The 12,891-nt window shown below is 72.3% G+C and carries 12 protein-coding genes and 1 tRNA gene; 7 read left to right on the forward strand and 6 right to left on the reverse strand.

From position 1 onward, the window contains the following. The first annotated feature begins 10 nt into the window (after window positions 1-10). Together VE614_RS31570 and VE614_RS31575 are read left to right on the forward strand one after the other, a co-directional pair. Window positions 11-83: transfer RNA gene (locus tag VE614_RS31570), tRNA-His, on the forward strand. A 142-nt stretch (window positions 84-225) separates the two neighbouring features. After that, the gene (locus VE614_RS31575; protein WP_324945062.1) at window positions 226-402 is read left to right on the forward strand and encodes a hypothetical protein; all 177 of its coding nucleotides are present in this window, start codon (window positions 226-228) and stop codon (window positions 400-402) included. A gap of 7 nt (window positions 403-409) precedes the next feature. On the opposite strand, the gene VE614_RS31580 is transcribed toward VE614_RS31575, so the two are convergent. Continuing rightward, the gene (locus VE614_RS31580) at window positions 410-1,465 is read right to left on the reverse strand and encodes a LacI family DNA-binding transcriptional regulator (protein ID WP_324945065.1); all 1,056 of its coding nucleotides are present in this window, start codon (window positions 1,463-1,465) and stop codon (window positions 410-412) included. Window positions 1,466-1,818: 353 nt separating this feature from the next. Between VE614_RS31580 and VE614_RS31585 the strand changes: the two genes are divergently transcribed. From VE614_RS31585 to VE614_RS31600, 4 genes are all read left to right on the forward strand, one after another. Next, window positions 1,819-3,177 carry an ABC transporter substrate-binding protein gene (locus VE614_RS31585; protein WP_324945068.1) on the forward strand — a complete coding sequence of 453 codons (1,359 nt, stop codon included), beginning with the start codon at window positions 1,819-1,821 and terminating at the stop codon, window positions 3,175-3,177. Between the two features lie 5 nt (window positions 3,178-3,182). Next, window positions 3,183-4,202 (forward strand): sugar ABC transporter permease, encoded by a 1,020-nt coding sequence (locus VE614_RS31590; RefSeq protein ID WP_324945071.1) that lies wholly within the window; start codon window positions 3,183-3,185, stop codon window positions 4,200-4,202. A gap of 11 nt (window positions 4,203-4,213) precedes the next feature. Beyond that, on the forward strand, window positions 4,214-5,122 hold the full coding sequence (locus VE614_RS31595; protein WP_324945074.1) for a carbohydrate ABC transporter permease: 909 nt from the start codon (window positions 4,214-4,216) through the stop codon (window positions 5,120-5,122). A 169-nt stretch (window positions 5,123-5,291) separates the two neighbouring features. Continuing rightward, window positions 5,292-6,743 (forward strand): GH1 family beta-glucosidase, encoded by a 1,452-nt coding sequence (locus tag VE614_RS31600; protein ID WP_324945077.1) that lies wholly within the window; start codon window positions 5,292-5,294, stop codon window positions 6,741-6,743. 87 nt (window positions 6,744-6,830) lie between these two features. Here VE614_RS31600 and VE614_RS31605 read toward each other — a convergent pair whose 3' ends face one another. The 3 genes from VE614_RS31605 to VE614_RS31615 form a co-directional block, all read right to left on the reverse strand. Further along, window positions 6,831-8,303: a cellulose binding domain-containing protein gene (locus tag VE614_RS31605; protein WP_324945080.1), complete on the reverse strand. Its 1,473-nt coding sequence runs from the start codon at window positions 8,301-8,303 to the stop codon at window positions 6,831-6,833. Between the two features lie 106 nt (window positions 8,304-8,409). After that, a complete protein-coding gene (locus VE614_RS31610) occupies window positions 8,410-9,813 on the reverse strand; it encodes a HAMP domain-containing sensor histidine kinase (protein ID WP_324945083.1) in 1,404 nt (467 codons plus the stop codon). Further along, a complete protein-coding gene (locus VE614_RS31615) occupies window positions 9,810-10,544 on the reverse strand; it encodes a response regulator transcription factor (protein WP_324945086.1) in 735 nt (244 codons plus the stop codon). Before VE614_RS31615 ends, VE614_RS31610 begins: the two co-directional genes overlap by 4 nt. A gap of 142 nt (window positions 10,545-10,686) precedes the next feature. Here VE614_RS31615 and VE614_RS31620 point away from each other — a divergent pair, with 142 nt between their 5' ends. Further along, the gene (locus VE614_RS31620; RefSeq protein WP_324945090.1) at window positions 10,687-11,214 is read left to right on the forward strand and encodes a hypothetical protein; all 528 of its coding nucleotides are present in this window, start codon (window positions 10,687-10,689) and stop codon (window positions 11,212-11,214) included. Between the two features lie 52 nt (window positions 11,215-11,266). Here VE614_RS31620 and VE614_RS31625 read toward each other — a convergent pair whose 3' ends face one another. Together VE614_RS31625 and VE614_RS31630 are read right to left on the reverse strand one after the other, a co-directional pair. Beyond that, entirely contained in the window at window positions 11,267-12,136 is an 870-nt protein-coding gene (locus VE614_RS31625) for a fused MFS/spermidine synthase (protein ID WP_324945093.1), read from the reverse strand. Window positions 12,137-12,214: 78 nt separating this feature from the next. Then, window positions 12,215-12,679 carry a hypothetical protein gene (locus VE614_RS31630; RefSeq protein WP_324945096.1) on the reverse strand — a complete coding sequence of 155 codons (465 nt, stop codon included), beginning with the start codon at window positions 12,677-12,679 and terminating at the stop codon, window positions 12,215-12,217. Window positions 12,680-12,891: the final 212 nt, after the last annotated feature.

A 12,891-nucleotide genomic window follows, 5' to 3' on the forward strand; every position in this document is an offset into this window, starting at 1 on the left:
GCCGGTCATGGTGGGTGTAGCTCAGCTGGTAGAGCACCTGGTTGTGGTCCAGGATGCCGCGGGTTCGAGTCCCGTCACTCACCCTGAGTAATCAGCCGGTGACCCTCGGAAGAGGGTCACCGGCTGATTGCGTTGTACGGCCGACGCCCGCCTGGCGTGCGCGACCGCCGACGGGCTGTACGCCGCTTACCGGCGCGCAGCGCGGTCGGGGGGCGGGAGCAGGCCATGAGCCTCCAGGAACGACCGCTCGACCTCGGTCTGCCGGCACCGCCGCCGGAGTGCGGGGTGTGCCAGGCCCTCGTCAGGCAGCGCACCGAGGCCGCCGCGTGGGGGGGCCACTCGCGGGTGTCCGACTGCAACGCGGAGATCCGGAACCCCCACCCGATGCGGCGTCTGCGGTGAGCCCCCCTCAGGACGACGCCCGCACCACCAGGTCCGTGGCCAGCACCACCTGTCGCCGCTCCAGACCCCGTGACACCGCCGGGCGGCGGTCCGCGATCTCGGTGAGGAGGAGGTCGATCATGCGGCGGCCCATCTCCTCTATCGGCTGGCGGACGCTGGTCAGGGGCGGGTCCATGTGGCGGGCGATCGCCGAGTCGTCGTAGCCGACCAGGGCCACGTCGTCGGGGATGCGGCGGCCCGCCTCACGCAGGGCGTGGCGGGCGCCCGCCGCCGTGACGTCGGAGGCCGCGAAGACCGCGTCCAGGTCGGGGCGGCGGGACAGCAGCTCGGCCATCGCCCGGCGGCCGCCCTCCTCCGTGAAGTCGCCCGCCTCGATCATGCCTTCGTCGACCTCGTGGCCGGCGTCGGTGAGCGCGTCGCGGAAGCCGTCGATGCGGCGCTGGGCGCCGTAGACGTCGAGGCGGCCGGTGATGTGCGCTATTCGGCGGCGGCCGTGAGCCAGGAGGTGCTCGACGGCCGAGCGCGCTCCGCCGTAGTTGTCCGAGTCGACGGACGGCAGGGTCTCCGCCGCCGAGCGCGGGCCGCTGATCACCGCGGGGATCTCCAGCTGGGCGATGAGGTCCGGGAGGGGGTCGTCGGCGTGGACGGAGACCAGCAGGACACCGTCGACGCGGTGCGCGGCGAGGTACTGGGCGAGCCGTTGGCGCTCGCGGTCACTGCCCGCGAAGATCAGCAACAGCTGCATCTCGGTGTCCGAGATCTCGGCGCCGACGCCGCGCAGCATGTCGGAGAAGTAGGGCTCGGCGAAGAAGCGGGTCTCCGGCTCGGGCACCACCAGCGCGATCGCGTCGGTGCGGTTCGCGGCGAGGGCGCGGGCGGCCGTGTTCGGGACGTAGCCCAGCTCGGCGACCGCCGCCTCCACCGCCGCGCGGGTCGCGTCGCTGACCCGGGGGGAGCCGTTGATCACCCGGGAGACCGTGCCGCGGCCGACCCCGGCGCGTGCGGCGACCTCCTCCAGAGTCGGCCGGCCGCCGCTGCGGCCCCGCGCTCCGTGGCTTGCCATGGGCCTCGCCCTCCCTCGTACACCCGTTGGCCTGGAATCTAACAGTGCCGCGGCCATCTGGCGCCGAGCGACCACGGGCGATCCCGCCCTACGGGTTCCAGTTAACAGGCCGATAACTGAACGCAGATCTCCGCGTCCGCTCCCTTGACACCCCCGCTCCAACCCACGAACCTTCAACACATCACCGATGGGAGCGCTCCCACACTACCTGGCACATACACAACCCGCACGTTCCCCGCCCGAGCCGCAGCGCCACACCGCACCACGCAACACCCACAGAGCTTCAGGCACAACGGGGCCAACCAAGCAATTCTGGCCGGGGGGTCGGCACGTCAGGGCAACTGGAGGACCCAATGCGAGCATCCACCCTCCCCCGAGCTCTCGGCTTCGCTCGAGCAGGGGGGACCCCCATCGTCCGCAAGGCGGTCGTCCTCGCGGCCGTAGCGGCGCTGGGCACCGGGCTGCTGGCCGGCTGTGCCGACGACGGCGACAACGAGTCGGGCTCGTCGAACGGCGGCGACGGCAGCGGCAAGACCACCGTCACCCTGGGACTCTTCGGCACGTTCGGCTTCAAGGAGGCCGGGCTCTACGACGAGTACATGAAGCTCAACCCCGACATCGTGATCAAAGAGAACGTCGTCGAGCGCAACGAGAACTACTACCCCGCGCTCGTCAACCACCTGACCACCAACAGCGGTCTGATGGACATCCAGGGCGTCGAAGTCGGCAACATCGCCGAGGTCGTCGCCACCCAGTCCGACAAGCTGCTCGACCTGTCGAAGTACGGCAAGAAGAGCGACTACCTGGAGTGGAAGTGGCAGCAGGCCACCACCAAGGACGGCACGACGGTCGGCCTCGGCACCGACGTCGGCCCGATGGCGGTCTGCTACCGCAAGGACCTCTTCGAGCAGGCCGGACTGCCCACCGACCGCGAGGAGGTCGCCAAGCTGTGGGCGGGCGACTGGAAGAAGTTCGTCGACGTCGGCCGTGACTACCAGAAGAAGGCGCCCAAGGGCACCACCTTCATGGACTCCCCCGGCGGTCTGATCAACGCGATCCTCAGCAGCGAGACCGAGCGGTTCTACGACGCCTCCGGCAAGGTCGTCTACAAGGAGAACCCGGCCGTGAAGGCCGCCTTCGACCTCACCGCCCAGGCGGCCGAGGACGGGCTGGTCGGCAACCAGACCCAGTTCCAGCCCGCCTGGGACACCACCATCGCCAACAGCAAGTTCGCCGCGATGTCCTGCCCGCCGTGGATGCTCGGCTACATCAAGGGCAAGTCGAAGCCGGACGCCAAGGGCAAGTGGGACGTGGCCGCGGCCCCGAAGTCCGGCAACTGGGGCGGCTCCTTCCTGTCCGTGCCCAAGGCGGGCAAGAACACCGAGGAGGCCGCGAAGCTGGCCGCCTGGCTGACCGCGCCCGAGCAGCAGGCCAAGCTGTTCAAGGTGCAGGGCAGCTTCCCGAGCACCCCGGCCGCGTACACGATGCCCGAGGTCACCAGCGCCAAGAACGACATGACGGGTGACGCCCCGATCGGCGAGATCTTCGCGGAGGCGGCCAAGAACGCCCCGGTCCAGGTGATCGGCCCGAAGGACCAGATCATCCAGCAGGGCCTCACCGACAACGGCGTCATCCTGGTCGCCCAGGGCAAGTCGCCCGAGGAGGCCTGGGAGAACGCCGTGAAGACCATCGACAACAACCTGGACCAGTGACCCGTATGACCACTGGGCACGACACCACCGCCGCGTCCCCCTCCACCGAGGGGGGCGCGGCCCCGGGCCGCCCGCCCGGCGATCCCGCCGCCGTGGAGAAGGAGCGCCGCCACCGGGCCCGGCTGTCCCGCCGCTGGCAGCGGGACGTGCGCTGGAGCCCGTACGCGTTCGTCTCCCCGTTCTTCCTGCTGTTCGTGGCGTTCGGCCTGTTCCCGCTCGTCTACACGGGCTGGGCCTCGCTGCACAAGGTGGAACTGACCGCGCCCACCGACATGGACTGGGTGGGCCTGCGCAACTACACCCGGATCTTCGACGACGAGTTCTTCTGGAACGCGGCGCAGAACACCCTGACCATCGGCATCATCTCCACCGTCCCGCAGCTGCTGATGGCGATGGGCCTGGCCCACATCCTCAACTACAAGCTGCGCGCCTCGACCTTCTACCGCGTCGCGATGCTCGCGCCGTACGCGACCTCGATCGCCGCGGCCTCGCTGGTCTTCGTGCTGCTCTTCGGCCGCGATTACGGCATGATCAACTGGGCGCTCGGCCTGGTCGGCGTCGACAACATCGACTGGCAGAACGAGACCTGGGCCTCCCAGGTCGCCGTGTCGACGATCGTGATCTGGCGCTGGACCGGCTACAACGCGCTGATCTATCTCGCGGCGATGCAGGCGATCCCGCAGGACCTGTACGAGTCGGCGGCACTGGACGGCGCCAACCGCTGGCAGCAGTTCTTCCACGTCACGCTGCCCTCGCTGCGGCCGACCATCCTGTTCACCACCGTCGTCTCCACGATCGGCGCCTCGCAGCTGTTCGGCGAGCCGCTGCTGTTCGACGCGAACAAGGGCGCCTCCGGCGGATCCCAGCACCAGTTCCAGACGCTCGGCCTGTACCTGTACGAGCAGGGCTGGGTGAACCAGCACCTCGGCCGGGCCTCCGCCATCGCCTGGACGATGTTCCTGATCCTCATCCTGATCGGGATCGTCAACTACGTCATCTCGCGCCGGCTGCGCGCCAGTAGTTAGGAGAACCGGCCGTGACGACGACACTGACTCCCCCGGATCCGGACCGGACCGAGAAGGCGCCGAAACGCTCGCGCCGGCCCCGGGCCGCGCGCGCCGGCGGGCAGTTGCACGCCGGCCCCGTCGCGTACGTGGTGCTCGCCCTGTTCACCATCGGCTCGCTGTTCCCGCTGGTGTGGACGGCGATCGCCGCCTCCCGCGACAACAACCGGCTGGCGCAGACCCCGCCGCCGTTCTGGTTCGGCGCCAACCTCTTCGACAACCTCGAACTGGCCTGGACGGACGCCAACCTGGGCGAGGCGTTCCTCAACACCACCATCGTGGCGGGGATCTCGGCGGCCACCATCGTCTTCCTGTCGACGATCGCCGGGTTCGCCTTCGCCAAGCTGCGCTTCAAGGGCCGAGGCGCGCTGATGCTGATCGTCATCGGCACGATGATGGTGCCGCCGCAGCTCAGCGTGATCCCGCTGTACATGATGGTCGCCAAACTGGACTGGACCGACCAGCTCCAGGCGGTGATCTTCCCGTCGCTGGTCAGCGCGTTCGGTGTGTTCTTCATGCGGCAGTACCTGATCCAGGCGCTGCCCGACGAGATCATCGAGGCCGCCCGGATGGACGGCGCGAGCAGCTGGCGCGTGGTGTGGCACGTGGTGTTCCCGGCGGCGCGGCCCGCGATGGCCGTGCTGGGCATGCTGATGTTCGTGCAGACGTGGAACGACTTCCTGTGGCCGTTCCTGGTGCTCACCCAGACCGGCAACCCCACGGTGCAGGTCGCCGTGGCGGGCCTGGGCCGCGGCTACACCCCCGACCAGTCCCTGATCATGGCGGGCGCGCTGCTGGGCACCCTGCCGCTGCTGCTGGTCTTCGCGATCTTCGGCAAGCAGATCGTGGGCGGCATCATGCAGGGCGCGGTCAAGGGCTGACGCCCCGCTTCTCGCGCCTGCTGCGCACCCGCACCTCTCACGCCCCGCTTCTCCCCGGGGGCCGGGTCACCGCCGCCTCGGCCCCTGACATCCCTCTGCCCTTCCCTTTCCCTCCCCTCCCCCTTTCCCTGTTTCTACGTCGGTCTCCACGACCCCTGGGAGCGCTTCCATGCCTGAGCCCGTGATTCCGGTGACCCCGGCCACCTCCGACACCTTCCCCCCGGCCTTCCTCTGGGGCGCGGCCACCTCCGCCTACCAGATCGAGGGCGCGGTCCGCGAGGACGGCCGGACGCCGTCGATCTGGGACACCTTCAGCCATACGCCGGGCAAGACGGCCGGCGGCGACACCGGTGACATCGCCGTCGACCACTACCACCGCTTCCGCGACGACGTGGCCATGATGGCGGAGCTGGGCCTGACCGCGTACCGCTTCTCGGTCTCCTGGTCCCGGGTGCAGCCCACCGGCCGCGGCCCCGCCGTCCAGGTCGGCCTGGACTTCTACCGCCGCCTGGTCGACGAGCTGCTCGCGCACGGCATCAAGCCGGCCGTCACCCTCTACCACTGGGACCTGCCGCAGGAGCTGGAGGACGCGGGCGGCTGGCCGGAGCGCGACACCGCCCACCGCTTCGCCGAGTACGCGCAGATCGTCGGCGAGGCGCTCGGCGACCGGGTGGAGCAGTGGATCACCCTGAACGAGCCGTGGTGCAGCGCCTTCCTCGGCTACGGCTCCGGCGTCCACGCCCCCGGCCGCACCGAACCGGCGGCGACCCTGCGCGCCGCGCACCACCTCAACCTGGCGCACGGCCTCGGCGCCACGGCGCTGCGCTCGGTGATGCCCGCCCGCAACTCGGTGGCGCTCTCCCTCAACTCCTCGGTCGTGCGCCCGGTGTCGCAGGACCCGGCGGACCTGGCGGCGGCGCGGAAGATCGACGACCTGGCCAACGGCGTCTTCCACGGCCCGATCCTGCACGGCGCCTACCCGCAGAGCCTGTTCGACGCCACCGCGTCCCTGACCGACTGGTCGTACGTCCAGGACGGCGACCTGGCGATCATCAACCAGCCGCTGGACGCGCTGGGCCTCAACTACTACACGCCGACCCTGGTCGGCGCGGCGGACCCGGCGGCGAGCGGGCCGCGGGCCGACGGGCACGGGTCGAGCGAGCACTCGCCGTGGCCGGCCGCGGAGGACGTGGCGTTCCACCAGACGCCGGGTGAGCGCACCGAGATGGGCTGGACCATCGACCCGACCGGTCTGCACGAGCTGATCATGCGCTACACCCGGGAGGCCCCGGGGCTGCCGCTGTACATCACGGAGAACGGGGCGGCCTACGACGACAAGCCCGACGCGGACGGCCGCGTCCACGACCCCGAGCGGATCGCCTATCTGCACGGTCACCTCTCGGCGGTGCGCCGGGCGATCGCCGACGGCGCCGACGTCCGCGGCTACTACCTGTGGTCCCTGATGGACAACTTCGAGTGGGCGTACGGCTACGGCAAGCGCTTCGGCGCCGTGTACGTCGACTACACCACCCTGGAGCGGACGCCGAAGTCGAGCGCCCTGTGGTACGGCCAGGTGGCGCGCTCCGGGGCGCTGCCGCCGGCGGTGGAGGAGGTCGCCTGACCTCCGGCCCATGACCCTGGGAAAGGGGGAGCGGGGCGCGACACTGTGGGGGTGTCGCGCCCCGCCTGTCACGCGGCCCCGGCCGGGTCACTTGTAGGCGGCGAACGCCTTGGTGAAGGCCCACTTGTCCTGGACGATCGAGCTGCACGTGGCGTCGGCGTGGTTCTGCGCGCCGCCCGGGCACTGCTTGTCGCGGGTGCCGGACCACATGGACAGCCAGCCCAGCCCCTTGGCCTTGGCGAAGTTCACCAGCTGGGTGGCGTCGTCGACCTTGAAGATCTCGGTGGTCACGTCGTTGACGCCGATCATCGGGGTGACCGCGACCGTCTTCCAGGCGGCGCGGTCGGTCAGGCCGAGGACGGTTTTGATCTGGGCCTGGGCGGCGGTGGCGGCCTGCTCGGCGTAGGTGCCCATGTCGCCGCTGTACGCCGGGCCGTAGTCCATCGCCATGATGTTGACGGTATGGATCTTCACGCCGTTCTTCTTGGCGTCGGCCAGCAGGCTCACGCCCGCCTGGGTCAGGCCCTCGGGCATCACGGGCAGGGTGAAGGAGACGTCAAGGCCGGGGTGGCGGCGCTGGAGTCCGGCGATGGCCTGGGCGCGGCGGGTGTTGGCCGCGGTGTCCGGCAGCGCGCCGCCCTCGACGTCGAAATCGACCTTGGTCAGCCGGTACGCGTCGACGACCTTCCCGTACGCCGTCGCCAGCGCGTCCGCCGAGGAGCAGGCGGTGGCCAGTTCGGTGCCGGCCGCGCCGCCGAAGGAGACCCGGACGTCGCCGCCCTTGGCGCGCAGGGCGCCGATCCGCGCGGCGACCGCGTCGCTCGCCAGGTCGGTGACGCCGCCCCACTTCGGGGTGCAGCCGCCGCCGTCGGTGACGAAGGCGAGGTTGTAGTCCTTCACGCCGGTGGCCTCGGCGGCGGCGACCAGGTCGAACGCCGGGTAGAGGGAGGTGTCGACGTACGGGGCGAAGCCGGCGGTGGCCGGGGTGCCGCTGCCGGTGCTCTCCGAGGGCGTCGGGGTCGGAGCCGGGGCCGGGCTCTGGGTCGCGGTGGCCGTCGGGGTGGGGGCCGGGGTCGCCGTGCCGGCCGGGGTCGCCGTGCCGGTCGGGCGACCGCTCGGCTCGGGGGTGGCGCCGCCGCCGGCGGAACACTCGGCCCCGTCGATACGGCAGCCGGTGGGGTCCCCGGTGCCGGTGACGACGAAGCCCACGGTGACGGACTCGCCGGCGGCCAGGCCGTCCGTGTCCCACTTCGGGGGCTTCACGGTGACGTGCTGCCCGCTGACGCCGGACTCCCCGTTCCACAGCGAGCCGAGCCGGGACCCGGCCGGCAGATCGAACGCGAGGGTCCAGTCCCGCTCGGCCTGGCCGCTGTTGTTCGTGACGACGTACTGCGCGGTGTAACCCCCCGTCCAGTCGCTGGTCCTGGTGTACGCGGCGCCGACTCCGGCCGCCTGGGCCGTGCCGGCCAGCAGCAGCCCGCCGCCACCGGCGACGGCGAGGGCGAGGGCCGCGCCGATCACTTTGTTCCTGCGGCTCAGCTTGCGGCGGTGCGTGCTCATCGCGTGTCTGCCTCACGGTACGGGGGTGGGGTGCGGCAGCACGCTAGCGAGCGCAGACCGGGCAAAACGCCTTTCATGGCGCGGAGTTGAGGATCTTAGGGTGGGCTTAAGGAAGGGATCGGGACCGGTTAAAGGTCGGCACCCTCCCGCGCGGACGGCGTCTGCGCACCGCCCCGCGGTGGCCTCCGCGCGCCGGCCCGCGCCCGTCCAGCTGGATCCAGATCCGCACCTCCGTGCCGCCGAGCACCGAGGAGCCGATCCGTACGTCCCCGCCGGTGGACTCCGCGAGCCGGCGCACGATGTCCAGGCCCAGCCCGGTCGAGCCATCGCTGCCGGAGCCCCGGCCGCGGGCCATCGCCGCCTCGGGGTCGGGTATTCCGGGCCCCGCGTCCGAGACCAGCACGATCACCGCGTCCTCGCCGTTGTGCACGTCGACCGCGAAGGCGGTGCCCTCCGGGGTGTGCCGGAAGACGTTGCCGAGCAGCGCGTCCAGCGCGGCGGCCAGGTCGGCGCGGGCCACGGGTACGCGCACCGGCCGGTCGACCCCGGCCAGCCGCACCGTGCGGCCCTCGTCCTCGGCGAGCGCCGACCAGAAGGCCATCCGCTCGCGCACCACCTCGGCCGCGTCGCAGCCGGCGCCCGGACCGGCCGCGACGGTCTGCGGCTTTGCCTCGCGGGCGGTGCGGATGATGGTGTCGACCTCGCGCTCCAGCTGCGCCACGGCGGCCCGGGTCTGCTCGGCGGCCGGGCCGTCCCCGAGCGAGGCGGTGTTCAGCCGCAGCACGGTCAGCGGGGTGCGCAGCCGGTGCGAGAGGTCGGCGGCCAGCTCCCGCTCGTTGGCGAGAAGCTGGACGACCTGGTCGGCCATCGAGTTGAACGCCACGGCCGCCAGCCGCAGTTCGGTCGGCCCCTCCTCGGGCACCCGGGCGCCCAGCCTGCCCTCCCCCAGCTCGCACGCCCCTTCCACCAGGCGCCGCGCGGGCCGCACCATCCGCACGCCCAGCCGGTCGGCGACCGCGACCGACCCGACGATCAGCGCGAGGCCCACCCCCGCGAGCACCGCCCAGGCGGTGCCGACGCCCTTGGAGACGGCGGTGTCGGGGATGAACACCTCGACGACGGCGAACTTCCCGGAGCTGAGCGCGACCGGCTGGAGCAGCACGGATCCGCCGGGCACCTCGGCGGTGGAGGCGCGGCCCAGCTTCCGGATGGCGGCGATGTCCGCGTCGGCGGCGCGCCGGCGGCCGATCTCGACCGGGCCGCCGCCGTCGGCCGCGGGTATGTGCACGGCCATCCCGGCGTCGGAGCCCGCGGCGGCGACGACCCGCTCGAGCTGGGCGCGGTCGGTGGTGATGGAGAGCGCGGGGGCGATCTCGGCGGCGTCCCGCTCGGCGTTCGAGAAGGCGCGGTCGCGGGCCATCTCCCTGACGACGAGCCCGAGCGGCACCGCGAACGCCACCACGACCATCGCGGTGACCGCGAGCGAGACCTTGACCAGGGCCCACCTCATCGCGACGGCTCCGTGGCCGTGGGCCGCGGGGCGGGGGGTTCCGCGGCCGGGGGCTCCAGCTTCACGCCGACTCCGCGCAGGGTGTGCAGATAGCGCGGGCGGGCCGCCGTCTCGCCGAGCTTGCGGCGCAGCCAGGACAGATGGACGTCGATGGTCTGGTCGTCGCCGTAGGACTGCTGCCACACCTCCGCCAGCAGTTCCCGGCGGGGCACGACCACCCCGGGCCGGCCGGCCAGAAAGGCGAGCAGGTCGAACTCGCGGCGGGTGAGGTCCAGCCGTACGCCGTCCAGTTCGGCCTGGCGGCGCAGCGGGTCCACGGTGAGCCCGCCGACCCGCAACACCGGGGAGGCCGGGGCCTCCCCGCCGCCCGCCCGGGAGCGGCGCAGCACGGCGGCCATCCGCGCGGACAGGTGCTCGACGGAGAACGGCTTGGTCAGGTAGTCGTCGGCGCCCGCGTTGAGCAGCCGGACGATCTCCGTCTCGTCGTCCCGGGCGGTGGCGATGATCACCGGGACGTCGGTGATGCCGCGCAGCATCTTCAGGGCCTCGGACCCGTCCAGATCGGGCAGTCCGAGGTCCAGGACGACCACGTCGAAACGGTGATGGGCGACCTCGCGCAGCGCCTCCAGAGCCGTGCCGACACTGCGCACGGTGTGGGCGGCGTCGGTCAGGTGCCGGATCAGCGCGGAGCGTACGAACTGGTCGTCCTCGACCACGAGCACACTTGCCATGCGCCGCACCGTACGCCATGCGGGCGACCCCGGACCGGGGCCTGTGGACAACTCCACGGCTGTGGAAAAACCCGCGGTCCTGACGAACGGCTGTGCGTGACCGGGGGGACAGCAGTGACGTCCGTGGTGCAGTATGGCCGCGATGCCCAGAGGAGTCGTACACGTACTGGCCTGGACGCTCGCCACCGGCGCGGCGACCACGCTGTCATGGTGGGGCGTCCACTCCGTGATGGCGGGCACTGCCTACGATCCGCCGCGCGCCCTGCCGGTCGTGTCCGCCGAGCCGGCCGCCGCGCCGGACGAGCCGCCGGCCACCTCCGCGAGCAGCCACCGCCCGGCGCCGGCACACACCGCCGGCCCCTCGGCGGGTGGCCCGTCGGCGCCGCCCCCGTCCCCCACCCCCTCCGCCCGCCCGAGCGCGTCCCCCTCGGCCTCCGCCAGCGCCTCCGGCCGAGTCCGCAGCTACACCACCGAGGGCGGCCGGGCCGTCTTCGACCTGGGCGAGCACTCGGCGACCCTGGTGTCGGCGACGCCGGGGGCGGGCTGGTCGATGCAGGTGTGGAAAACCCAGACATGGATCCGGGTGGAGTTCGGCTCGGGCGCCGAGCGGGTGTCGGTGTTCTGCACCTGGCACGACGGGCCGCCGCGGGTGGAGATCGGCACGTACTGAGACTTCGGGGTTCAGACTTCGGGCTCAGACTTCGGGGCTCAGACTTCGGGGCTCAGTGGAACAGGGACGCCGGGGGCGCGGGTGAGTCGACGGCCGCCGCGTCGGTCACGGGGACGGCCCCGCCGGTGAAGTCGGTGAGCGGACGGCCGTGCTCGACCCGGCCCGGGTGCGGGTCGGAGGCGGCCCGGCGGGTCAGCTCGGCGATCGGCAGGGGCAGGTCGGAGGCGACGAGGACGGCGTTGCCGAAGCGCTTGCCGCGCAGCACGGCCGCGTCGGCGACCAGCGCGAGTTCGGCGAACCGGGCGGCGGCGGTGGCGATCTGGCCGCGCAGATGGGCGAGGGGCGGGCCGTCGGCCAGATTGGCGGCGTAGAGACCGCCGGGTTTCAGCGCCCTGCGGACCTCGTCCAGGAACTCCGTCGAGGTCAGGTGGGCGGGGGTGCGGGCGCCGCTGAAGACGTCGGCGATGACCAGGTCGGCCCAGCCGTCCGCCACCTTGGCGAGCCCTTCCCGGGCGTCCGTGGAGCGCACCCGGATCCGCGCGTTCGGCGCCAGGGGCAGTTCGCGGCGGACCAGTTGGACGAGGCGCGCGTCCCGCTCGACGACCTGCTGGGTGGAGCGGGGGCGGGTGGCGGCGACGTAGCGGGCCAGGGTGAGGGCGCCGCCGCCGAGGTGGACGGCGGTCAGCGGCTTGCCGGGCGGGGCGGCGAGGTCGATGACATGGCCGAGCCGCCGCTGGTAGTCGAACGACAGATACGCCGGATCGTCCAGATCGACGTGCGACTGCGGCGCCCCGTCGATCAGCAGCGTCCAGGCCCGCGCCCGGTCCCGGTCGGGTATCAGCTGCGCCCGCCCGCCGTCGACGGCCTCGACGACGGCGTCGGCGGCGGCCGACGCCCGCCGGGAGCTCCTGGACTTTCCCATTCGGCCATTATCAGGCGTACGACGGGTGCGGCGCCCCCGGTCGGCGGCGGTCCCGCCCGGGGCCCCGGGGCTCCGGGGTCAGCGGCAGTTGTCGGCCGCCTCGAGCATCCGGGCCGCCTCGCCCAGGGCCCGGCGCAGGACCGCGGGGTCGGTCGTCCGGTCCGACTCGCCGGGCGGGAGGAGCCAGCAGGTGCAGTCGGAGCCGTCGGCGCCGTCGGAGCCGTCGGTTTCCGGGGTGCCCGGTGCGCCGGGGGCCGGGGGTGCGGGGACCAGGCTCAGTCCGCGGCCGTTCGTCCCGGTGCAGGTGCTGCCGGGGACGTCCCAGCCGGCCGCGGTGCCCGGCGGGACCAGGAAACCCAGGGTGTCGCCGTCGTCGTCGTGCAGCACGGGGCCGACTCCGTCGCCGTCGCCGCGCCGCAGGATGTCGACCGCCTCCAGCCCCTGCCGGGCCGGCACCGTGACCAGGTCCCACGCGGCCTGCGGCGTCGGCTGCGGCGTACGCGGATCGATGCTCTGGCTGGTCTCCATCCCGGCCTCCACCACGGAACCCCTCCTTGCGCCAGCGGTTCGGGAGTCGGGCGGCTCCCGGTCCATCGTGCTCAACGCGGCAGGGCGTCAACGGCTACGGCGAAAGTGCGCCACAAAGGATGGCAGTTCATGGCGGATCAGGGATGAGATATCCGGTTTGTAGCCAAACACAGCGTGGCGAACCCGCGACAGCAGGTACGTTCTTCCCCGCCGGAAACAGGCCTTGA

Source organism: Streptomyces sp. (assembly GCF_035645055.1).
Lineage (GTDB): Bacteria > Actinomycetota > Actinomycetes > Streptomycetales > Streptomycetaceae > Streptomyces.

Bases quoted from the DNA above. Each gene is read 5' to 3' on its own strand.
- VE614_RS31575 (WP_324945062.1), top strand. From the start codon at position 226: ATGAGCCTCCAGGAACGACCGCTCGACCTCGGTCTGCCGGCACCGCCG.
- VE614_RS31620 (WP_324945090.1), top strand. From the start codon at position 10,687: ATGCCCAGAGGAGTCGTACACGTACTGGCCTGGACGCTCGCCACCGGC.
- VE614_RS31605 (WP_324945080.1), bottom strand. From the start codon at position 8,303: ATGAGCACGCACCGCCGCAAGCTGAGCCGCAGGAACAAAGTGATCGGC.
- VE614_RS31590 (WP_324945071.1), top strand. From the start codon at position 3,183: ATGACCACTGGGCACGACACCACCGCCGCGTCCCCCTCCACCGAGGGG.
- VE614_RS31580 (WP_324945065.1), bottom strand. From the start codon at position 1,465: ATGGCAAGCCACGGAGCGCGGGGCCGCAGCGGCGGCCGGCCGACTCTG.
- VE614_RS31610 (WP_324945083.1), bottom strand. From the start codon at position 9,813: ATGAGGTGGGCCCTGGTCAAGGTCTCGCTCGCGGTCACCGCGATGGTC.
- VE614_RS31585 (WP_324945068.1), top strand. From the start codon at position 1,819: ATGCGAGCATCCACCCTCCCCCGAGCTCTCGGCTTCGCTCGAGCAGGG.
- VE614_RS31615 (WP_324945086.1), bottom strand. From the start codon at position 10,544: ATGGCAAGTGTGCTCGTGGTCGAGGACGACCAGTTCGTACGCTCCGCG.
- VE614_RS31600 (WP_324945077.1), top strand. From the start codon at position 5,292: ATGCCTGAGCCCGTGATTCCGGTGACCCCGGCCACCTCCGACACCTTC.
- VE614_RS31625 (WP_324945093.1), bottom strand. From the start codon at position 12,136: ATGGGAAAGTCCAGGAGCTCCCGGCGGGCGTCGGCCGCCGCCGACGCC.